Source organism: Ruegeria sp. CDSA193 (assembly GCF_059611885.1).
This window is the reverse complement of sequence record NZ_JBXWPN010000003.1, coordinates 197,629-219,153: the sequence shown is the minus strand read 5'-3', so window position 1 is coordinate 219,153 and position 21,525 is coordinate 197,629. Positions and strand designations below refer to the sequence as shown.

The 21,525-nt window shown below is 54.3% G+C and carries 23 protein-coding genes and 1 tRNA gene; 11 read left to right on the top strand and 13 right to left on the bottom strand.

The annotated features are described in order from the left end of the window. Nucleotides 1–335 precede the first annotated feature (335 nt). Nucleotides 336–530 carry a hypothetical protein gene (locus AC2FLG_RS06520; protein WP_496705503.1) on the top strand — a complete coding sequence of 65 codons (195 nt, stop codon included), beginning with the start codon at nt 336–338 and terminating at the stop codon, nt 528–530. 555 nt (nt 531–1,085) lie between these two features. Here the strand turns inward: AC2FLG_RS06520 and AC2FLG_RS06515 are convergent. The 3 genes from AC2FLG_RS06515 to AC2FLG_RS06505 form a co-directional block, all read right to left on the bottom strand. Further along, nucleotides 1,086–1,862, bottom strand: coding sequence for a nuclease-related domain-containing protein (locus AC2FLG_RS06515; protein WP_496705502.1), 777 nt, complete (start codon nt 1,860–1,862; stop codon nt 1,086–1,088). Between the two features lie 234 nt (nt 1,863–2,096). Next, nucleotides 2,097–2,654, bottom strand: coding sequence for a recombinase family protein (locus AC2FLG_RS06510; RefSeq protein WP_480665850.1), 558 nt, complete (start codon nt 2,652–2,654; stop codon nt 2,097–2,099). A gap of 149 nt (nt 2,655–2,803) precedes the next feature. Further along, a complete protein-coding gene (locus AC2FLG_RS06505) occupies nt 2,804–3,565 on the bottom strand; it encodes a hypothetical protein (protein ID WP_496689983.1) in 762 nt (253 codons plus the stop codon). Nucleotides 3,566–3,842: 277 nt separating this feature from the next. Here AC2FLG_RS06505 and AC2FLG_RS06500 point away from each other — a divergent pair, with 277 nt between their 5' ends. Next, on the top strand, nt 3,843–4,916 hold the full coding sequence (locus AC2FLG_RS06500) for a hypothetical protein (protein WP_281973133.1): 1,074 nt from the start codon (nt 3,843–3,845) through the stop codon (nt 4,914–4,916). A gap of 75 nt (nt 4,917–4,991) precedes the next feature. Here the strand turns inward: AC2FLG_RS06500 and AC2FLG_RS06495 are convergent, their stop codons facing one another. The 3 genes from AC2FLG_RS06495 to AC2FLG_RS06485 all read right to left on the bottom strand — a co-directional run bounded on the left by AC2FLG_RS06495 (nt 4,992) and on the right by AC2FLG_RS06485 (nt 7,344). After that, nucleotides 4,992–6,518 carry a site-specific integrase gene (locus AC2FLG_RS06495; RefSeq protein WP_496705501.1) on the bottom strand — a complete coding sequence of 509 codons (1,527 nt, stop codon included), beginning with the start codon at nt 6,516–6,518 and terminating at the stop codon, nt 4,992–4,994. Nucleotides 6,519–6,800: 282 nt separating this feature from the next. Next, nucleotides 6,801–6,876, bottom strand: a tRNA-Ala gene (locus tag AC2FLG_RS06490). A 141-nt stretch (nt 6,877–7,017) separates the two neighbouring features. Then, on the bottom strand, nt 7,018–7,344 hold the full coding sequence (locus AC2FLG_RS06485; RefSeq protein ID WP_496693020.1) for a TIGR02300 family protein: 327 nt from the start codon (nt 7,342–7,344) through the stop codon (nt 7,018–7,020). 100 nt (nt 7,345–7,444) lie between these two features. Between AC2FLG_RS06485 and AC2FLG_RS06480 the strand changes: the two genes are divergently transcribed. The 3 genes from AC2FLG_RS06480 to AC2FLG_RS06470 all read left to right on the top strand — a co-directional run bounded on the left by AC2FLG_RS06480 (nt 7,445) and on the right by AC2FLG_RS06470 (nt 10,057). Further along, the gene (locus AC2FLG_RS06480) at nt 7,445–8,140 is read left to right on the top strand and encodes a M48 family metallopeptidase (protein ID WP_496701200.1); all 696 of its coding nucleotides are present in this window, start codon (nt 7,445–7,447) and stop codon (nt 8,138–8,140) included. Between the two features lie 30 nt (nt 8,141–8,170). Further along, nucleotides 8,171–8,818, top strand: coding sequence for a GntR family transcriptional regulator (locus AC2FLG_RS06475; RefSeq protein WP_271950069.1), 648 nt, complete (start codon nt 8,171–8,173; stop codon nt 8,816–8,818). Nucleotides 8,819–8,929: 111 nt separating this feature from the next. After that, nucleotides 8,930–10,057 carry a lytic murein transglycosylase gene (locus AC2FLG_RS06470; RefSeq protein ID WP_496705500.1) on the top strand — a complete coding sequence of 376 codons (1,128 nt, stop codon included), beginning with the start codon at nt 8,930–8,932 and terminating at the stop codon, nt 10,055–10,057. Between the two features lie 6 nt (nt 10,058–10,063). On the opposite strand, the gene AC2FLG_RS06465 is transcribed toward AC2FLG_RS06470, so the two are convergent. Beyond that, the gene (locus AC2FLG_RS06465; RefSeq protein ID WP_142637885.1) at nt 10,064–11,026 is read right to left on the bottom strand and encodes an acetyl-CoA carboxylase carboxyltransferase subunit alpha; all 963 of its coding nucleotides are present in this window, start codon (nt 11,024–11,026) and stop codon (nt 10,064–10,066) included. A gap of 146 nt (nt 11,027–11,172) precedes the next feature. Next, nucleotides 11,173–11,769 (bottom strand): LysE family translocator, encoded by a 597-nt coding sequence (locus AC2FLG_RS06460; protein WP_496705499.1) that lies wholly within the window; start codon nt 11,767–11,769, stop codon nt 11,173–11,175. Between the two features lie 73 nt (nt 11,770–11,842). Here AC2FLG_RS06460 and AC2FLG_RS06455 point away from each other — a divergent pair, with 73 nt between their 5' ends. Beyond that, a complete protein-coding gene (locus AC2FLG_RS06455) occupies nt 11,843–12,295 on the top strand; it encodes an Lrp/AsnC family transcriptional regulator (RefSeq protein WP_496693972.1) in 453 nt (150 codons plus the stop codon). A 117-nt stretch (nt 12,296–12,412) separates the two neighbouring features. Further along, nucleotides 12,413–12,991 (top strand): PA14 domain-containing protein, encoded by a 579-nt coding sequence (locus AC2FLG_RS06450; protein WP_496693971.1) that lies wholly within the window; start codon nt 12,413–12,415, stop codon nt 12,989–12,991. A gap of 33 nt (nt 12,992–13,024) precedes the next feature. On the opposite strand, the gene AC2FLG_RS06445 is transcribed toward AC2FLG_RS06450, so the two are convergent. Beyond that, a complete protein-coding gene (locus AC2FLG_RS06445) occupies nt 13,025–13,987 on the bottom strand; it encodes an L-malyl-CoA/beta-methylmalyl-CoA lyase (protein WP_496702238.1) in 963 nt (320 codons plus the stop codon). 295 nt (nt 13,988–14,282) lie between these two features. Here AC2FLG_RS06445 and dgcN point away from each other — a divergent pair, with 295 nt between their 5' ends. From dgcN to AC2FLG_RS06425, 4 genes are all read left to right on the top strand, one after another. Next, a complete protein-coding gene (gene dgcN / locus AC2FLG_RS06440; RefSeq protein WP_271950080.1) occupies nt 14,283–15,284 on the top strand; it encodes an N-acetyltransferase DgcN in 1,002 nt (333 codons plus the stop codon). A gap of 70 nt (nt 15,285–15,354) precedes the next feature. After that, on the top strand, nt 15,355–16,320 hold the full coding sequence (dgcA, locus tag AC2FLG_RS06435; protein ID WP_496705498.1) for an N-acetyl-D-Glu racemase DgcA: 966 nt from the start codon (nt 15,355–15,357) through the stop codon (nt 16,318–16,320). A gap of 10 nt (nt 16,321–16,330) precedes the next feature. After that, complete coding sequence (locus AC2FLG_RS06430; protein WP_496693027.1) at nt 16,331–17,191, top strand: D-amino-acid transaminase; 861 nt, start codon at nt 16,331–16,333, stop codon at nt 17,189–17,191. Between the two features lie 437 nt (nt 17,192–17,628). Next, the gene (locus tag AC2FLG_RS06425) at nt 17,629–18,441 is read left to right on the top strand and encodes a methyltransferase domain-containing protein (RefSeq protein WP_345742204.1); all 813 of its coding nucleotides are present in this window, start codon (nt 17,629–17,631) and stop codon (nt 18,439–18,441) included. 138 nt (nt 18,442–18,579) lie between these two features. Here the strand turns inward: AC2FLG_RS06425 and rplT are convergent, their stop codons facing one another. The 4 genes from rplT to AC2FLG_RS06405 all read right to left on the bottom strand — a co-directional run bounded on the left by rplT (nt 18,580) and on the right by AC2FLG_RS06405 (nt 21,339). Next, on the bottom strand, nt 18,580–18,945 hold the full coding sequence (gene rplT, locus AC2FLG_RS06420; protein ID WP_142637903.1) for a 50S ribosomal protein L20: 366 nt from the start codon (nt 18,943–18,945) through the stop codon (nt 18,580–18,582). A 14-nt stretch (nt 18,946–18,959) separates the two neighbouring features. Then, on the bottom strand, nt 18,960–19,160 hold the full coding sequence (gene rpmI, locus AC2FLG_RS06415; RefSeq protein WP_010443552.1) for a 50S ribosomal protein L35: 201 nt from the start codon (nt 19,158–19,160) through the stop codon (nt 18,960–18,962). A 180-nt stretch (nt 19,161–19,340) separates the two neighbouring features. Further along, nucleotides 19,341–20,888, bottom strand: a complete 1,548-nt coding sequence (locus AC2FLG_RS06410; protein WP_281995541.1) for an alanine/glycine:cation symporter family protein — start codon at nt 20,886–20,888, stop codon at nt 19,341–19,343. A 13-nt stretch (nt 20,889–20,901) separates the two neighbouring features. Beyond that, nucleotides 20,902–21,339: a universal stress protein gene (locus tag AC2FLG_RS06405; protein ID WP_142637907.1), complete on the bottom strand. Its 438-nt coding sequence runs from the start codon at nt 21,337–21,339 to the stop codon at nt 20,902–20,904. Nucleotides 21,340–21,525 lie beyond the last annotated feature (186 nt).

Here is a 21,525-nt window from a genome sequence, read left to right as displayed (position 1 = left end):
ATTGACTATGACCTAAACGCAGGACTTCTTTACTGTCCTGTTTACATTCGGCACGGTACTCATTGACAGATGTATTGGTATGGAACAATGCGCATGAAACGGACTGCGAGTGCCTTTGGGTTGATGCTTGCTACCACATCACTAGCAAGTGCGGATGAGGGTAAATACCAAACCCTCATGTTGTCCGGTATCTTATTGGTTCAAACCAATACGGAAACTGGTCAAATGCGAATGTGTCGGGTGGGCCCCAAGTTAGTGGTCTCTGCAGAACCAGTGGAGCTGTCTGCACCTGAGTGTGGGCAATGGAGTTCACCAGATAAGGAGGAGCAGTAATAGTGGAGACAATTGTTGCTATTGTGGCAAGCGCCCTTGCACTGGCTTTTGTTATTTGGCTCTGGATCATCGTGCCTATGAATATGGCGCAGAACCGAAACCGGTCTGGTCTGATCTGGGTGCTCATCTCCATCGTTGGGTCACCGTTGTTAGCAATTCTTCTACTGTATGCTTTGGGTGATGCGCCATCTGCATAAGAGGCCCAGCATTCAAAACAGACTGTTCTCTGTTGGTGTGTAGTTTGAGACCAGGCAAAGTTGATACTGTAGTTCTTAGCCATGGTTAGTGGCGCCTGTAGGCAAGCAAACCGAATGACTTTGAAAATGGATAGATTGTCCGAATGTTCAAACCGAATTCACTATAGTTGTAGTCACTAGTGCTGACAAAGGACCTACCATCGAAGTACTTTGCACTGTGCATCAGTTAATAGATTTAGGCGATATTGCGATAGGCAATTTTTTGGTCATACTACCGGCAATAGTATGATGTTAAGTATTTGTTTATTATTATTAAATTTCTATTGGCTCAATCGCTAGGTAGTGGTTTGTTTGTTTAGTCTAGAAGAGCAACCAGTATAATATCAATTGCATATATAATGTATATACTACAACTAAGAGGTATTGATACTCATCTGGTGATAATCCAGCGGGGCAGACAGATCACGCTTTTTGTAATCTGTCTGGCCGGTTATTTGCTCAATTGAGGGAGGGCTTAAGCTGAACCGAAAAACGGACAGCATTTTCTCCAACCTTCTAAGTAGCCTTTCGTGTTCCACGGCACTTGGGAAATTCCACGCACCCAAAGAAAGCACTACCCGATTTCCTGTTAGTGCGTTTGACCATATTAGCGCCGCATCTCGGGCAAGATGCTTGGCCTATTCGCCCACTAGGCCTGTCTGTCGAGCTTTTTATTTTGGAAGCAGCCATCCTCTCCAAGTTTTTCAGGTGTTCTTTCTTCGTCTCCCTGCTGTTTTCCAAGGCTATGTTGCGTAGTTTCGCTACGTACGCGGTCACTTGTACGTCCGAGAGTGCAATCTTCTTCTCGACTGCAATTAGCCTTCCGAGGTCTTGCAGTCCCCAAGCGACGCTTTCTGGCATCGCCGTTTTTGGTCGGGCCGAGCCCGTAAACACCACAAAGTTGTGTAAAAGACTTTCCTCAATACCCAAGATGACTTGGACGGCCTTCACGTGGGCATAGTTCTGCCGAAGCGGATTTTGAAAACTGCGGCGCTTGCCGCCTTTTAGCACTTGGGTCCAACTACGTTGGTCGGAACTGCCAAAAATCCAACCGGACATGTTCTTTGTCTCAATAACAAAGATGCCATAGCGAGAGATCAGGAGATGGTCGATCTGAGTAGTGCCACCGGCTACGGGAAGCGTTAAATCTGACAAGACCTGATAGTCTTTTTCGTTCAATACTGATGTGAGTGCTGAATGCACCCGACGTTCACCTCTGGCGCCTTTTCTTTCAGGTGTATTGTAACTTGCTTCAAGTGCCCAAAAAGCGGATTTCAACAGGAATTTTAGCATAACAATTCAAACCATTCCTTTGTTGAAGTTGATCTAACGCTGCACTGCTGTGCACCAGGCTCAGAATTTGAATGGACATTTTGTTACTTGGGTTTTTTGAAGTGCGACCGCTTGTTAGCAGGCGCCAAAAGGTTGTTAGATTATGACAAATCTGGTGCACCCTAAGTGCAAAGAAGATAGATTGTTTTGAGCAATGCGCACCAAACAAGAGCCTTTATACATCTCGAAGAAAAGCTATTGTCGAGCACTAAGTATCCGATACACGGACGCCCGACCAATACCTAGCCTACGCGAGATTTCCGTAGCGCCGATCCCTTCACTCGCAAGAGCAATCACATCAACCGACTTTGCCTTTGCCGTAGGTTTGCGACCCTTGTACTTACCTGCAGCCTTTGCCTTAGCAATTCCTTCCCGCTGACGTTCCAGCATAATCTCCCGCTCAAACTCGGCAACGCTTCCCAATAGATTTAACATCAGCTTGCCTTGAGCAGTTGAGGTGTCGAGGTTCAATCCCAAAACTGTTAGATGCGCCCCAACGCCCTCAAGTTGACTGCGGATTTCCATTAGGTGGGCCATAGAGCGTGCAAGACGGTCCAGTTTGGTGACTACTAGGTGATCGCCCTCACGGATGAAATTCAGCGCCTCTGTGAGCTTCTCACGCGCTCTGACATCCACTGAGGATACCTGTTCAGTAAATACCTTCTCGCACCCAGCTCGTTCCAGTTCCCGTAGTTGAGCATCAAGTCCAGCCGTCTGATCTAAAGTGGAAGTCCTGGCATAGCCAACAAGCATGATCTTATCCGTCTCTCAAAGTCTTAGATATTGAGATACATACTGTCTCAAAATGCAAAGTCAACATCTGTGAGACACACTTTGCCTGTGTGCCAGTTGTGTCGCTGGGGCAGGGTCCAGTGAGGCAGTCGCTGTTGTGTAGTTCGCCTTCAATCCACACTTTCTGTGAAATACTCCGACACCAACATTTCTTTGGCGTCATTGAGTTCATGTAGGCCGATCATTACTTCCTCGCCCCGTTCGCGTAGCCCACAGGCAATTACGAGCGCGGCAATGAAGCCGTACTCCACACATGCATAAAGCGATCTGTTGTACTCGAACGTCCCTAGAGAGTGGAGAGCAACAAGCCCGACTTCGATTTTACCGTCCTCGCGTTCTTTATCTATCCGCAGATGCGGTAGAACAGATTTGGGATTTGGATGGGCACCGAAGTCGATGGATGCTTGGTAAGCGCCACTAATTAACTGCTGCGTACCGACTGAAACTCCGTCTTGTGCCTCAATGAGCTTTGCAGCATCAGTAACCGCCGACGTAAAGGCTCTTCTGCAGGCGCGGCCTGCCTCTTCACTTTTGTGTCGATTGAGCCAGATCGTCTCTTTATCACTATCGTGACCAACCATATAGGAATAACAAGCGGCTTCTAGTGACGTCCTCAGTAGTGGCAGTGTAGCTGCTGCATGTCCTGATAGGGCCATTCGGGTTGCGCTAAAAAGTAGCATACGTGCCTGCATTGCGAGGATGCCTTGCGTAGCACCCATCTTAGGGCTCTCTTTAAGAAGCTGTTCAGAGAAGAAACTGTCACAAAGCTCTACGCCTTGAATTAAGGTAGAGTACTCATTGAGCGCCTCCTTGTTGGTCAGGTCTGCCGCAGCAAGGTATTTCCGTAGTTCAGATGTTGAACCGTCTTTCATGATGACGCGCCTCTTGGATCGTTCTTAGACAGAGAACGCACAAATCGGAGAAGTTATCTGCATTGTAAATATGCGATCGAAACCGAGGGGGTATGGGGGAAGGACGCCCTCAGATACCTATAGATAGGGGCACGAAAAAATATGCTGGGAAATTCTGTTGGAATGTCGTGCAGCTAAATCTTTGTGAGACAAGAGTTGAATATCACCGAAAAATTCCCGAAAGATTAGCCAGATCATTCCAATAAATTCATTGGCATCAGAAGAGGTTATTTAAAGAATGGAAGTAGCAGAAGTGTTCGAACTGGCTCGTTGGTATGACGAGGAAGGTCCAAATCTGAGCGAACAATACAAAAAGCTCAGAACTGTCCTCAATCACAATGCGTCACAGAACCAGAAGCAACCAGTTCGAGAACCGTTGGAGGAGCTGATATTGGCCCTCAAGTCGATGCCAATGACGGAGCTTAACTTCCAGCAGGTTGCACATCTCGACGACATGGGTGTTGCGCCATATCTCGGGAACAGAGGTGCTGAGTTCGTTGAGCGTGTTGTAACGCAGTCGAGCTATGATCCTGCAACTTCGGCTTCTGAAATCGGTCAAGCGTTGACAAGCGTTAACAATGCTATCCAAACGCTCAGTTCGCTCGTAGCCGAGTTGAAAAACAATGGCTTTAAACCGGATGTTTTAACGGATGATTTGAACGGCGACATGGCTTCGGCGCGTATCCAGTTTAAGCAGGACGCTTCAATCGGAGATATCGCGGATATGAAGAAATGGTCCAACGACTGGAACGATATCGCAAGAGGTATTGGTCACTTGGTTGGACAGACACCACATGACTTGAAGGTCGTGGGAGCGACAAATGGGTCCATAGTTGTTTGCGTGACGGGTAGCATGATGCTCATTTCAGCGTTTGCATTCATGTCGAAGAAGGTTTCTGGGATCGTTCTCGATGTCCTGCGGGTTCAAAACGCGATCGAAGATTTAAGGCATAAGCGCATTTCGAACGAGACGATTGAAAAGTCTATGAGAGACGATCTAAAGAAACGGGAGGGCGATCTGGTAAAGGACATAATTAAGGGCCTGAAGGAGCGCGCTGAAGACGCCTATGAGCCAGAACACGATGCGCACCTCGAAACGGCTGTTAAAAAATACGTCGCCTTTAGCAAGAAAGGCGGGGAGATGGACTACTTGCAGCCACCCGAACCGGAATTGCATGAAGATGACCAAGAAGGCGAACCAGAGGAACATCAGGACCTGCTCGTAAACGAGTTGCGAGAATTGGTCTCCGAGATAAGATCTATAAAGGCCGAGACATTGCTTCTGGCAGACATCTCGGGAGGTGACGAGTAGCGTGTCTTCTGTTTCGATAAGCAGTCATGCTTCATAACTTAGTTGTCGGACGGCAGGCCAGTTTGTGACCTCATGCTACGGATAGCCTTTGACGTGTTCAAAGGACATTTTATTGTACGTGACCTTGCGCATTGCCTCATACAATACCGGCAAAGGAACGTTGCCGTCGCCATAGCGCCCCGCCATACCGGGCAGCGCATGACCCAAGAGGATGTCATTGATGTCAGGTTGTACACCAGCATGACGGCAAGCATCTTTGAAGTTATGGCGGAAAGAGTGGAAAGAGGTCTTGGCCGTCTTCGCGCCAATTCTGTCGATGTAGCGGTTAAAGTCTTTGCTGGCCTGATCTGAGTAGTAGCCTGTAGCCCCCAGATTTAGTTCAGGGAATATCCGCTCGTGGCCTGCCTGTCGCTGAGACTGTACAAAGCGGAGGAAGCCTAGCCGGACTAACTCGGGGTGTATGGGAACAAGCCTGCTTTTGCCGAACTTGACGCGCTGGTCTTCGTCGCCCTCTTGGACCCGAATTAGGGGTATGCCCTCTTCTTGGTCGATGTCTTCAACGCTCAACTGGCACAACTCGTTCAGACGTGCGCCTGTCCATAGGCCGAGCAGCGGAAGCCAATGCCAACTGGTATCGCTTAGGTCTGTATCTCCCGGCACTGTGCGGAACCGCCTCGATTTGCACCCTGTGTACAGGGGGCTGTTGAAGATGATCTGCAGTTGCTCTTTGCTGAACGGGTCTTGTTGGTTTCTGGCGTTGTTGTTGTCAGCTATCTTCATCGGTCCAAAGATGTCTACGACCTCTTCGTCCAACTGTTTGTCCGCCCACTTCCATATCCCTTGCAGCCTTCCCAAGGCCTTGTTGACTGTACTTACGGATAGCGTTTGCAGACCGTGGTCTTTAGCTGCTCGTATTGCTTCTCTAGGTGTTAGGCCTATCGTTTGCGGTAGTTTATTCCTGTTGCTTGGAAGCTCAATCAGGACATTCTTAAAGTCGCGTGCGTCTGTTTTCTTGTAGTCTAGTACCGGACGGTCGCCTTGCAATTCTATGAATAGGTCTGTCCAAGCCTGATAGTCGTTCAGCAGCTTGACTGACCATTGACCTGTCTGTTCCGCCTCAGCTTTTCTCTCGGCAAACAGGACGGACAGGAGCGGGCTGGAAGGCGCGTCTGTGGACTTCTTCGCAACTTTAGCTGAGACAGTGTCGGAACTAGGCTGACCGCTCTCTGGGGCGTTCACAGGCGCGCTGGGCTGCGTGCCAAAATCGTATTTCTCAAAAGTCTTATCGTGTTCCAGTAAAGCATTGGCCAGTGCCAACTGAGCTTTCTTAATTTCACCTAAAATCAGAAAAGCGTCTTCGCGCGTCTTGGGCTGCTCAACCCCCGCGCCGTTACAAAACTTATCAAGTTCTGAGCGGGCGTAGTCTCTGCCAAGCAGGTCCCAGTAGTCTTCATTACCCGCTTCATGGTGGCGGATGGTGTCGGCGATGCGTTCCTTCTCTAGCTCGGAATAGGGGCCGAGTTCATCCCTACGTGCCTTTGCCTTCATTAGTACTTCCGTGAAGTGCTCACGCACCTTTGTGCGCAGTTCGCCGTGGTTCATGCCCGATGCTTCTATGTGCTTTGTTATTGTGTCGCCGCACACTGCAAGACGCCGTGCCAGAGTTCCAGCCTCTTTAGGGCATCTCGTACGCAATGACACCCGAAGGGTCTTACGTGTGGTGTTTGGTCTGTTGTGGGGTTTTGGCCTTGTGTCGGGTAGTGGCCAACGAAAGTAGTAGATGCCATGTCGGGACAGTGAGAGATACGCATGCAGCTTCATTTTGTGTCACACCTGTGTGTCACACCGCTCTAATGCGTACTATCATGTTGAACTGTTAGGATTTGGTGGAGCCTAGGGGAGTCGAACCCCTGACCTCTTGCATGCCATGCAAGCGCTCTCCCAACTGAGCTAAGGCCCCATACAGGTACTGCAGAAGCAGTGGGCGGACGTTTATGAGACAGTGGCGCTAAGCGCAAGTCCAAAAACAGGCGTCGCCGTTAAAATTTTGCAACCAGATTGCAAATGGCGCGAGGCGGCGCGAGGCCGCCTCTGACCGTGATCAGCTATCGTCCTCTGCTGGAATGTCAGTGATGTCGTCCAGCGGAACTTCATCACTGCTGTCATCATCGTCATCCAGCAGATCATCATCCAGATCGACTTCGACTTCGTCGTCGTCATCCAGAACCAGTTCTTCCTCAGGCGCGTTTTCACGCGCCTTGGCCGATGCAGCATCTTCTGCATCTGCTGCGATCATCCGGCTTTTACCGGTTTCGAGTTCCACGATCTCGCCGGTATAAGGGCTAACGATCGGGTCTTTGTTCAGGTCATAAAACCGTTTACCGGTGGTCGGGCAAACGCGCTTTACACCCCATTCTTCCTTGGGCATGTCCAATCCCCTTGATATCAGGTGAGTCGTATCGACGATTCAGGTCAGGTGCCACAAGCAGCGGGCACTGTCAAAGCCTTTGAGCAGGAGAAACAGACCTATGGGAGATCACGCACTGCCAGGATCGCCTCCGGTGCCGCTGACATTGCGCAAATCGGCGCGGGCACGGCGGATCAGTCTGCGTATATCCCAGTTGGACGGGCGTGTTACACTGACCTATCCAAACGGTGTCGCTGAATCCGATGCGTTGAACTTTGCCCGCCAAAAAGAAAGCTGGATTCGGCAGCACCTGAGTGATCGGCCAGACCCCTCGGTGGTTCAATTTGGGCAGCATATTCCTGTTGAGGGCACCCAACGGCGCATTGTCCGGGCAACGGGCCGACGCGTTCTGTTGCAGGCGGATCAGATTTCAGTACCTGAAGGCGCTGAAGCGCGACGTTTGGCGCGCTTTTTGAAAGAACTGGCACGCGACCGGCTGACCGGCGCATGTGATGACTACGCAGCGATGTTGGGTAGGGCTTATGCCAGCATCTCTATTCGGGATACCCGATCGCGCTGGGGATCATGCAGTTCTGAGGGTGGGTTGATGTTTTCCTGGCGGCTGATTCTCGCTCCACCAGACGTCCTGCATTATGTTGCCGCACATGAGGTGGCGCATCTGGCCGAGATGAACCATTCCCCAGCCTTTTGGGCCCAGGTCGAGTGGTTATTCGGAGATTACAAAGAACAGCGGCGCTGGCTGCGCGACAACGGGGCGCAGCTGCACCAGTACAGATTTGACACGCCTGCGAGTTGACCTGTGCGGTGTTTGTGATCACATAGAGACATGTTGAACACACGCCCCTCGGAAACGCAGACCGCAACGCATGACCGGGTGTACCGGGCCCTGCGATCCCGCATCATGCATGGTGATATCGCCCCCGGTCAGGCACTGACCTTACGGGGAATTGGCAAAGAGTTTGGTGTCTCAATGACACCGGCCCGAGAGGCGGTGCGTCGGCTTGCGGCTGAAGGGGCGTTGTTTCTGTCTTCCTCGGGCCGCGTTTCTACGCCTGAGTTGACCAATGACCGGATCGAGGAGTTGGCCGCGCTGCGGGCTTTGCTTGAGGTCGAGCTGGCGAGCCGGGCATTGCCGCGTGCGCATATTGCCCTGATTGACCGATTGCAGAGCATCAACATGACGGTGGCCGAGATGGTCACCAAACGTGATGCCGTTGGATATATTCGCACCAATCTGGAGTTTCACCGAACTCTGTATCTGCGGGCGCAGGCCCCAGCGATGCTGGCGATTGCCGAAACCGTATGGTTGCAGCTTGGGCCGACGATGCGCGCGCTTTATGGGCGGCTGCGGCGAACGGAACCACCGCATCACCACAAGCTGATAATTGCGGCGCTAAAGGCCGGGGATGAGCCGGGTCTGCGCCTTGCGGTTCGCTCGGATGTTACACAGGGCCTGCGGATGCTGGTCAGCTAAGCGGCTTGTTGCCGAAGCTGCCGAAATCGCCCGGTTCGGTATCGCTGTTCTGGCCCCGGCGATTTCTCTGCGCTAGGCTGTGAGAAATCACAATAAGAGCAGTTTTCAACCATGATTGATCGACGGTTATTTTCCCTTGGGCTGGGCTCCGGCTTGTTGGTTGCCTGTACGGATGGCGTGCCTTCTTCGGCGCCGGCCGCGCGCATGCAACCGGTTCGGAACGCGGGCTGGGACGCCTGGGTGGCGGGCTTCAAAAGCCGCGCGGCCGCACAGGGGATTTCGCAAAGCACAATTAACCGCGCCTTCCAGGGCGCCGGATATCTGCCTGGAGTGATCGAGCGGGACCGAAATCAGGTCGAGTTCAAGAGGTCGCTTGAAGACTACCTGGCGATTGCAACCTCAGATGAACGGATCGCGACCGGCAAGCAAATGCTGGTGCGTCATGCGGGAACGCTGTCTCAGATCGAGGCGCAGTACGGCGTGGACAAAGAAGTTGTCGTGGCAATTTGGGGGCTTGAAAGCCGTTATGGTGCGCGGCGTGGGGATGTGCCTGTTGTATCGGCCCTGTCGACGCTGGCCTATGACGGTCGGCGCGGGCAGTTCTTTGAGAGCCAACTGATGGCAGCGATGAAGATTCTGCAGAACGGCGACACGACGCCTGCCAACATGACAGGCAGTTGGGCTGGTGCTATGGGGCACACGCAGTTCATCCCGACCTCTTATCTGGCCTATGCGGTGGATTTCACCGGCGATGGACGGCGCGATATCTGGTCCGACGATCCAACGGATTCGCTGGCATCAACGGCGGCTTATCTGGCGCGTTCGGGTTGGGTGCGTGGTCAGCCCTGGGGTGGTGAGGCCGGGACGGTATCCGGCACGCCGGTTGCCGTGCTGCAACCTCAGGTGCCAGGGCCCCGCATCGCCGTGTTCCGCAATTTTCAGGTGATCAAACGGTATAATAACTCGGACAGCTACGCGATCGGGGTAGGGCATCTATCAGACCGGATTGCCGGAGGCGCGCCGTTCCAGGCCTCTTTCGGACCGGATGCGACTGGTCTGACGCTTGAAGATCGCAAAGAGCTACAGCGCCGCCTGACATCCGCCGGGTACGACACCGAAGGCGCAGATGGAGTAGTCGGTAAAAACACGACATCCGCGATTTCTGCGTACCAGCGGGCCAATGGGCTGCCCGCGACCGGAGAGCCCTCAGTTGCGCTGCTGAGGCAGTTGGGGGGCTGAGGAGGGTTACGCAGCCAGCCCTTTTGAGCCGATGTCGAGGAATTTTTGACGACGATCTCTGATCAGGGCGGCAGAATCCTTGCCGTCCAGATCCTTGAGCATCGCCGTAATTGCATCCCGCACGGAGTCCACGGTCGCGGCGCGATCACGATGTGCGCCGCCTTTGGGTTCCGAAATGATCCGGTCGCAAACGCCCAGCTTGTGCAGGTCTTGCGCGGTCAGCCGCAACGCTTCGGCTGCTTCGCGCATTTTCTCTGAATCTTTCCAAAGGATCGAGGCGCAGCCTTCGGGTGAAATGACCGAATAGACCGAATGTTCCAGCATCGCGACACGGTTTGCCGTTGCAAAAGCCACCGCACCGCCTGATCCACCTTCGCCGATGATGACCGAGACCAACGGGACGCCGATCTTCAGGCACATTTCGGTCGAGCGGGCAATCGCCTCGGACTGGCCGCGCTCTTCGGCGCCTTTGCCGGGATAGGCGCCAGCCGTGTCGATCAAGGTGATAACCGGCAGTCCAAAGCGTCCTGCCATCTCCATCAGTCGGACAGCCTTGCGATACCCTTCGGGGCGAGCCATTCCGAAATTGCGTTCGATGCGCGATTTGGTGTCGCTGCCCTTTTCGTGGCCGATCACCATAACAGGTTGATCGTTGAACCGCGCCAGACCGCCGATCACGGCCAGGTCGTCAGCAAAATTCCGATCGCCTGCCAGAGGTGTGAATTCGGTGAACAGATCTTCCACGTAGTCTTTGCAATGGGGACGTCCAGGGTGACGAGCGACCTGACATTTTCTCCATGGCGTCAGATCGGCATAGAGTTCGTCCAACAGCTTTTCAGCCTTGGCATCCAGAGCGGCGGCCTCTGCGGCCACATCCATCTCTTCATTGGCGCGCGCCAGCGCACGCAGTTCCTCGGCTTTTCCTTCGATCTCGGCCAGGGGTTTTTCGAATTCCAGATACTGGGTCATGACGCCTCTCAACGCGGAAGTTCCCTGCTATATGGCCTGACGTTGCCCCGGATGCAACTCAGCAAGATTTAAAGGGTTGGTAGGGGTGCCCGTATTCACCCTCAAAAGGGTCTTGATGACCGGTCATTGCCAGCCTGCGAACGTTCTCAAACGGGCCAAAGCACAGGGTAGAGCGACGCGACCAGCAGCCCCGCCATCACCCAGTTGAACAGCATCAGTCGGTGTGGGTTCGTGAGAATCCGCGCCATCTGCTGCCCGAGTACCGTCCATGTGCTGACTGAGGGCAAATTGATTGCGCCGAAAACAATCGCGACAATGACGATGGCGTTCAGGGAGCGATCGGGGGTGTATACGGTTGTTGCTGTCAGGGCCATGGCCCAGGCTTTTGGATTGACCCATTGGAATGCTGCGGCCTGTAAAAACGTCATCGGTGTCCCCGCAGGTGCGCCCGATTCGGCTGGGGCCGAGTGCGCAATTTTCCATGCCAGATACAGCAGGTATGCGACTGAAGCCGCTTTCAACACGGTATAGCTGATCGGATAGGCATCAAACACCTGTACCAGCCCCGTTCCGACCAGAAGGACCATGATTGTAAAGCCCAATCCGATTCCGAACATATGTGGGATTGTGCGTCGAAACCCGAAATTCGCGCCCGAGGCCATCAGCATCAGGTTATTGGGTCCAGGCGTGATCGACGAGACGAAGGCAAAGGTGACGAGGGCAAATAGCAATTCAGGGTTCATATCGCAGATAATTGATGGAATCCGCCCAAATGAAATTGCGTTTGCGCTGGTTATTGCGGTAATTCTGCAATTAATGATCAAGTTGGATGGAATAAATAGCCATATATTGCGTGAGCTGACACGTGATGGGCGGATAAGCAACCTTGAATTGGCCGATCGGGTCGGGCTGTCAGCCTCGGCCTGTTTGCGCCGTGTTCAGGAATTAGAGCGCGCGGGCGTGATCTCGGGCTATCGTGCTGTATTGAACCCACCTGCGCTGGGCATCGGCTTTGTCGCCTATATTGGCGTGGGGCTGGGCGAACATACAAAGGCCGCTCAGGAAGGGTTCGAGCGTGCATTGCAGCGCGCGCCTGAGGTGGTGGAGTGCCATAACATCACCGGCACGATCGAATACCTGTTGCGCGTGGAATGTGCCGATCTGTCGTCTTACAAAACTTTTCACACCGAAGTTCTGGGGACTTTGCCCCATGTCACGTCGATCACGTCCTATGTCGTCATGGGCTCGCCCAAGGATATGCGGGCCTGACATTGGAAAGATGATTCTGTACCGGCTTGCCGGAGTTGGATTCACGTTTTACTGTCTTGCCGAAGATTTGACCAAAAATGGGGACAACCCCAACCGGTCGTATTCAGGGAGAAGACGATGAAACTTGTTCGGACCGGAGCACTGGTCGCAACTTTGGTGATGATTTCGGGTGCATCTTTTGCAGCTCCGTTAAAGCTGCAGCCTGCCAACCCACAGCCCAGCCCCAAGGCGGGATTGAATGTGAATTACTTTGGCACTGGCAATCAACACAAGAAGATCCGAGATCTGAGCCATGCAAAAAGCATGCTGTCTAAAGCGCAGCCCGGACAACCGTTGCGGGGCTTGGATTACAGGGACACCAGTAAGGGTCAGGACGTCATGACGTTTGACGGCGCTTACAATGTCGCCGCCGAGATTACGGGGTACATGCGGTTCGACTCTGCTGGAATCTACGAGTTGGAAACGTGGTCAAATGACGGGATAGAGGCATTCGTCGGAGGCCAGAACATTGGACAAGTCTCGGGCATTCAGGGCTGCGAGGCCAATCAGCGGACCGAAGTCGATGTGCCCAAAGCCGGGTGGTACGCGCTCAAGATCATCTATTTCCAGAAGCTCGGAACATCCTGTCTGATGATGAAATCTGGGAAAAAGGGCGAAAGGTTCACCTGGACACCCAATGATGTCTTCGGACGGTAAGAAAAAGGCGCCCGGTGAGGCGCCTTTCTACTTTTAGCTATTGGCAGCGATCAATTCGGCCTGGGCCACGATCACCTCGGCCTGTTTGATCGAGGCGATATCGACCAGACGCCCTTTGTAGACCGTCGCACCTTCGCCATTGGCCTTGGCTTGCTCCATGGCGGCCAAGATTTCGCGGGCCTCTGACACCGCCTCGTCCGATGGGGTGAAGACCTGGTTGGCCAGCGCGATCTGTTTGGGGTGGATTGCCCATTTGCCGACCATGCCCAAAGTGGCAGAACGTTTGGCCTGCGCGATATAGCCTTCGTCATCGCTGAAATCGCCGAACGGTCCATCCACCGGCAGCACGCCATGGGTGCGGCAGGCGGCAACGATGGCGGCCTGCGCCCAGTGCCACGGGTCGGACCAGTGTTTTTCACCTTCGCGCAGCATGTAATAATTTTCCTGCGTGCCGCCGATGCCAGTTGTCTGCATGCCCATCGAGGCCGCAAAGTCGGCGGCCCCAAGGCTCATGGCTTGCATCCGGGGGGACGAGGCAGCGATTTCTTCGACATGGGCGAGGCCAGCTGCGGATTCGATGATGACCTCAAAGCTGATTGGTTTGGTACGGCCTTTTGCGCGTTCGATGGCGGTGACCAACGCGTCCACCGCATAGACATCCGCCGCACACCCGACCTTGGGGATCATGATCTGGTCCAGTCGATCTCCGGCCTGCTCCATCACATCTACGACATCGCGGTACCAGTAAGGCGTATCCAGCCCGTTGATTCGTACGGACATGTATTTAGTGCTCCAATCGAGGGTGTTCAGCGCCTCGATGACATTGGCACGCGCTGTATCCTTGTCAGATGGTGCAACCGAATCCTCAAGGTCAAGATTGATCACATCCGCTGCAGAGGCCGCCATCTTGGGGAACAGCTTGGTGTTCGACCCGGGGCCGAACAACTGACAACGGTTAGGGCGCGCGGGGGCGGCGGGTTGAATGCGAAAGCTCATCTGGACCTCGTGCAGGAAAGGAAATTGCGATTTTGTTGCCTTATGAGGTATTAAATTGCGCAGGTCTCCGCAAGCACGTTTGTGCATCTGCGGCAATGCAGTCGCAGCATTCGCCGCAATGCGCCGTGTCTCTGGTGATTAAAGTTTAATCGCTTTAAAAACTTGAAAGAATTTTGCGCAAGCTACGATATTTGCGCGAAATTTTCCTGCGGGATCCAGCGATGCTGGGCGAAATCGAGAAACACTCGCCTTGCCCGTCCCATAGCCTGCGCCAGAATCAAAGGAGTGCACCGCAATGATCGAGACACCGTATCTGTTGTTTTTGGGCGATGCGCCCGACCAGCTGGCGGCCAAGGTTGCCGTTGGAATCAAGGACTGGCGTCCGGAAAACGCCGTGGGTCAATACCGGATGGAGGGCTGTAAAGCCGATCTGGGCCTGACCGACATGTCCTTGGCTAAGGCCAAAGAGGCCGGGGCCAAGACTTTGGTCATCGGCGTGGCCAATCGTGGTGGTGTGATCAGTCAGGAATGGAAAAAGGTGCTGGTCATGGCGCTGGAGGAAGGTTTCGACCTGGCCTCGGGCCTGCACAACCTTTTGTGTGATGAACCCGATCTAGTCGCAGTCGCCGAAGCAACAGGCCGCAAGCTGCATGATGTGCGGGTTCCGTCGGTCGACTATCCAATCGCCAACGGCATCAAACGTAAAGGTAAGCGCTGTCTTGCCGTGGGCACCGATTGTTCGGTTGGCAAGATGTACACCGCGATGGCCATGGATGCCGAGATGCGCAAGCGTGGCATGAAGTCGACCTTCCGAGCTACTGGCCAGACTGGCATTCTGATCACCGGTGACGGTGTACCGCTGGACGCGGTGATCGCAGATTTCATGGCGGGATCGGTCGAATGGCTGACACCCGACAATGATGACGACCACTGGGACTTGATCGAAGGGCAAGGGTCACTGTTTCATGTGTCATATTCCGGTGTGACAATGGCGTTGATCCATGGCGGTCAACCGGACGCGTTGATCCTGTCCCATGAACCCACCCGCGAGCATATGCGCGGTCTGCCGACCTATAGTTTGCCATCTTTGCAGGCTCTGCGGGACACGGCGCTGGCGCTGGCCAAGGTTGCCAATCCTGAGTGTCAGGTCATCGGTGTTTCGGTCAACACGCAGCATATGAGCGAAGCAGACGCATCCGCCTATCTGGCACAGGTCGAAGCCGACATGGGGCTGCCCGCGACGGACCCGTTCCGTTTTGGTGCAGGCAAGCTGGTCGACGCGCTGGCAGCAGTATAAAGCGGTCTGGTCCCGCCGGCCCGGATCTAAATTGGAAAATCCGGGCGGCTCTGCCAGGAAAAGGTATGTTATGCAAATTGACGTCTCTCGCGATGTATTCAGGCTGGCTCAGGTCTTTACAATTTCACGTGGGTCACGGACCGAGGCCAAGGTTCTGACTGTACGCATTTCTGACGGCCAGTATCAGGGCTGGGGCGAATGTGTGCCCTATGCGCGTTATGGTGAAACACTGGATTCGGTCGAGGCTGAAATTGCCGGATTGCCCGACAGTTTCGACCGAGTGCAACTGATGGACTTATTGCCTGCGAGCGCTGCACGGAATGCCGTAGATTGTGCGCTGTGGGATCTTGAGGCCAAGCGTTCCGGTAAACGCGTCTGGAATCTGGCTGGGCTGCCTCAGCCTGGCCCCGAAATCACGGCCTATACATTGTCGTTGGACACCGCCGAGGTGATGCAGGCGCAGGCGGCTGCGAATGCACATCGCCCGCTTTTAAAGATCAAACTGGGCACGCCGGATGACATGCCCCGACTTGAAGCCGTTCGCGCAGGCGCACCGGATGCGACGATCATCGTGGACGCAAATGAAGGTTGGTCCGCCGCCGTTTACACCGATCTTGCGCCACATCTTGTGCGCCTGGGTGTGGCCTTGGTCGAGCAACCTCTGCCCGCCGGTGACGATGACGCGCTGATCGGGATGGAGCGCCCGGTTCCCGTATGCGCCGACGAATCCTGCCATGATCGTGCCAGCCTGCCCAAACTGAAGGGCAAATATGATGTGATCAACATCAAGCTCGACAAGACCGGAGGTCTGACCGAAGCGCTAGAGCTGCGCAAAGCGGCGATTGCTGAAGGCTATGACATCATGGTCGGCTGTATGGTCGGCAGCTCTTTGGCGATGGCCCCTGCGACATTGCTGGCGCAGGGTGCGATGGTAACGGACCTTGACGGACCACTTCTGTTGGCCGAAGACCGCGACAACCCGCTGACTTTTGATGATGCCGGAGTGTACCCGCCATTGGCGGCGCTCTGGGGCTAAGGAGATTGACATGACCCGCACCGTTTATGTGAATGGCGACTACCTGCCCGAAACCGAAGCCACAGTGTCGATCTTTGATCGTGGCTTCCTGATGGCCGATGCCGTGTATGAGGTGACCAGCGTTCTGGACGGCAAGCTGATCGACTTCGAAGGCCACGCGGTCCGCCTCAAGCGCTCGCTGGACGAATTGCAGATGGCTGAACCCTGCTCGAAGGACGAGCTGCTGGAGATCCACCGCAAGCTGGTTGAGTTGAACGGCATTGAAGAGGGGCTGGTCTATCTTCAGGTCACGCGCGGCAGCGACGGCGACCGGGATTTTGCATTTCCTGCGGCTGATACCAAACCCACACTGGTTTTGTTCACCCAAAACAAGCCGGGTCTGGCAGACAGCCCTGCTGCCCGGAAAGGTGCCAAGGTCATCTCGATCGAGGATATCCGTTGGGGCCGGCGCGACATCAAGACGACACAGCTGCTCTATCCCTCGCTGGGCAAGATGATGGCCAAGGCCGCGGGCTGTGATGATGCCTGGATGGTCGAAGGCGGCTATGTGACCGAGGGCACCAGCAACAACGCGTATTTTGTCAAAGGCAACAAGATTGTCACCCGGCCCTTGTCGAGCGACATCCTGCACGGCATCACCCGCAAGGCCGTTCTGCGAATGGCAGCTGAAGCGCAGATGGTTGTCGAAGAACGCCTGTTCACTATCGACGAGGCCAAGGAGGCTGATGAGGCGTTCACCACCTCTGCCAGTGCTTTTGTCATGCCTGTGGTTGAAATTGACGGCACAGCGCTGGGCGACGGCACGCCGGGACCCATAGCCAAACGTCTGCGCGAGATTTATCTGGACGAAAGCCGCAAGGCAGCACTCTAAAGAAATCCCATGCTGGGCGTTTGTGTGGCATGGGGTGGTCGCAACGAATTTGACAACATTTGGTGCCGCGTGCAGGTCTTGGTCGGGATGAACGGCGCAAAGAGGGTGCGGCACCAAAATCTCTGAGCGCGATCTGAACACGATAGTTGGTGATCCTGCATCCTGACAGGCCGCTTTGAGAATAGGCATACTCAGCCTGACAAAGGGTATTGGTATGGTCGAAACCAGGCGGCATATTACGCGCTGAGTTGCGGTTTTCAGGAGCCAACTTCACACATGATGATGGCGAAGCCCCTACGTGTTGCTGGTGTAGCTAGGGGACAGGGGGCCGGAGATGCCCCGTTACACGACTAATGGGCCTCAATGGCCGCTATTGGCGCCGATGAAAATGTTGGTCTATCATGTCCTCCTGTGGTCCATTTCAAATGAGTTAACTTATGGCCGATCCATACTCTGACCTCGGCGCGCAAGACACCGCCCTTCAAGAGCGGATCGCAACAGCAATGGAAGTGCGCTGTTTAGAGCCTGCGCAGATTGCAATTCGCAAAGCCTACATGGAAAACCTGAGGCTCCCCAAAGGTGCACGGGCGCTGGAGCTTGGTTCAGGAACAGGACACGTTACCCGAGATTTGTTGGAGCTTGCAGGAGCCGCAACGGCTCATGGAATTGAACCCTCGCCCGTCATGGTCGCACGGGCCCAGAAGAGCTTTGGGGATGATGATCGACTTAGCTTTGATATCGGGGATGCCAAAAACACAGGTTTTGAAAGCGAGACCTTTGACCTTGTGTTAATGCACACGTTGTTGTGCCACGTCCCTGGACCTGAAGACGTTGTTCAAGAGGCCTTCCGCCTTTTGAAGCCCGGAGGTGTGCTGGCAATTTGTGATGGCGACTACAGTACCGCAACTGCGCAGATCGCGGACTTTGATCCGCTCGATCAACTCATCAAATTCATGATCAATCAAAATGTCACTAATCTTTGGATAATGCGTCAGATTTCAGGCATCCTGGTCGATGCCGGATTTCAACTTGGGGCCCGGAAAGGTCATGGATATGTGGCAGAAGGGGAAGCGACCTATTTTCTCACCGTAATTGAACGCGGAGCAGACCGCATGGTGGAAGAGGGTCTGTTATTTTCCGAAACTGCAGAGGCTTTGAAATCAGAAGCGAAACGCAGAGTATCTGCCAAGATGTTTTTTGGTTTTATGTCCTATGTGAGCCAAATCGCGAATAAACCCAAGATCGTTTGACCGTTCTCAGTAATCGAGCAGACAGACATTGCACAGCATCCGGCCTTCTTGGTTCAAAGCGGACCCTACCAGTTACCAGTAACAAAAAAGGCCGCCCCAAACGGAACGGCCCTTTATTCACTGTCTCTTTACAGAGGATCAGGCGGTCAGAGCAGCCTGAGCCTGGGCGACGATCGCGCCGAACGCTTCCGGTTCGTGCACGGCCAGATCGGCCAGAACTTTACGGTCCACTTCAATACCGGCCAGGTTCAGGCCGTTGATGAAGCGGGAATATGTCAGGGCTTCGTCATGCGAACGTACAGCAGCGTTGATCCGCTGGATCCACAGCGCGCGGAAGTTACGCTTGCGGTTCTTACGGTCACGGGTTGCATATTGGTTGGCCTTGTCTACGGCCTGACGGGCAACCTTGAAGGTGCTTTTGCGGCGGCCATAGTAACCTTTGGCGGCCTTGATAACCTTCTTGTGACGGGCGTGAGTTACGGTTCCACCTTTAACGCGGGACATGTCTTAATCTCCTCTTATCGATCGTAGGGCATATAGCCCTTGACGATTTTGGCGTCGGGGGCGGACAGGGTGGTGTTGCCACGAGCATCGCGGATGAATTTCTTGGTCCGCTTGATCATGCCGTGACGTTTGCCGGCCTGGCCAGCAAGGACCTTACCGGTCGCAGTCACCTTAAAGCGCTTTTTGGCGCTCGACTTTGTCTTCATCTTAGGCATTTCCGTCTCCTTTCGGGGTTCGGTTCGAAACGCGACTCGGCATGCCATCTCGGCCGGTCACGCGATCAGAAGCGCCGTTTACGCAAGTTCGACCATACTGGCAAGGGGGTTTTGGCTGAATCTGCAATTTTAGCAGCCCAGTCAGGCACCGGGGCGACGCAGGCCGCCCCGGTGGTCTATTTAGTGACCGTATTTGCGGATCTCACCGCTTTTCAGTCTTTCACTATACGATGCCAGTTCCTGACGAACGATCTTCATCAGGAAGTAGAGCGCAAAGACGTTCACAACCGCCATCGCAAAGATCGCCGCATCCGAGAAGTCGATAACCGGGCCGAGGTTGGCCGCAGCACCGATCACCACGAAGACGCAGAAGATGATCTTGAACACCAGCTCTTTGGTGTGCCCCTCACCGAACAGATAGGTCCAGGCCTTGAGGCCATAGTAGGACCAGCTGATCATAGTCGAGAAAGCAAACAGGATCACCGCAATCGCCAGAACATAGGGGAACCAGCTGAACGCGCTGCCAAAGGCGGCAGAGGTCAGGCTGACGCCTGAGTTGCCGTCAACGGTCGCAATAGCGCTTCCTGCTTCGTTCAACATATAGTTGCCGGTCTCGGGGTCGATGATCAGCTGCTGTGTGATGATGATCACCAGCGCAGTCATGGTACAGATCACGACCGTATCGATGAACGGCTCAAGCAGCGAAACAAAGCCTTCTGTGATCGGCTCCTTTGTGCGCACCGCCGAGTGGGCAATCGCAGCAGATCCAACGCCGGCCTCGTTCGAGAACGCGGCCCGTTTGAAGCCCTGGATCAGAGCACCGACCATACCGCCGGCCACACCAAGACCGGTAAACGCACCGGCAAAGATCTGACCAAAGGCCCAACCGATCATATCCGCATTCATGACGATGATGACCAGAGCCGCCGCGACATACATCACGCCCATAAAGGGCACAACTTTTTCAGTCACTCGCGCGATGGATTTAAGTCCACCGACGATCACCATGAACACGACAACCGCAAAGACCACACCGGTGATCCAACCCGGGTAATTCCCGACGATGCCTGCAATCTGCTGATGCGCCTGATTGGCCTGGAACATGTTGCCCCCGCCCAGCGCTCCAAGAATACAGAAGATCGAGAACACAACCGCCAGGATCTTACCTCCGGGTAGGCCAAGCTCGTCAAAACCCTTGGACATATAGTACATCGGGCCGCCCGAGACGCTGCCGTCTTCGTATTCGTTGCGATACTTTACGCCAAGTGTACATTCGGTGAATTTTGACGCCATGCCCAGAAGACCAGCCAGGATCATCCAGAAGGTCGCCCCGGGGCCACCAATGCCAACAGCAACGGCAACGCCTGCGATATTGCCAAGCCCGACCGTGCCCGACAGGGCAGTGGCCAATGCCTGAAAGTGGCTAACCTCACCCGCATCGTTGGGATCGGAATAGTCGCCTTTGACCAGACTTATCGCGTGGCCGAAAAAGCGCATCTGCACAAAAGCAAAGTACAGAGTAAAGACCGACGCCGCGATAACCAACCACATCACGATCCAGGGAAATCCTGTCCCGGGAATTGGCGCGAATATGAAACTGACGAACGGTCCGGTGATGTCGGCAAAAGTCTGATTGATCTTTTCGTCCAACCCGGGCGCCTCTTGCGCGGCGACGGGGCTGGCCATCAGGGTGGCGGCTGCCAATCCCAGTTGAGATAGTGTTTTCATTCCTGTGCCTCCCTCAATTCACGACCGTGACCGGTACATCGGCATGCATCACAAGGTTCTGTGTTGAACTGCCGAAGATACGCTTTTTGAGGCCATCCGCGGACGAGCGTCCAACGACAATCTGTACGGCCTTGCTGTCTACCGTGATGGCATTCAGCGTTTCAGCCACATCTCCGTGGCGCACCACTCCGGTCGCGGCGAAGCCCGCGGCCTTCAGGGCGTCGACGGCGGGTGCCACCACCCGTGTCGTTGCTAGTTCAATCTCCTCCTCACGCCGCATGTGCCGCTTTGCGTTTTCTTCAGGTGTCTGAAAAGTGTAGGGCGACCATTCAATGACATATGCAACCAGAAGCTCGCATGAACCAATTCTTTCAGCCAAATCTTTGGCGAAAGCGATGGCACGTTCTCCGGATTCTGTCCCGTCCAGTCCTATGACAATTTTTGTTGTCATCTCGTTCCTCCATTTATTGTTCATTTGACCGGGGCCCGTGCCCCCGGCAGGGCAGCCGGAACTTGGAGCATTTATTGTAGACTGCCCTCAAGCCAGTATCAGGAAAAATCACTAGGAAATGGTGTTATTTTTGGTCTATTCTCAGTAAATTACCCCATTATGCGCCAAAATTACAGGGAATTTTCC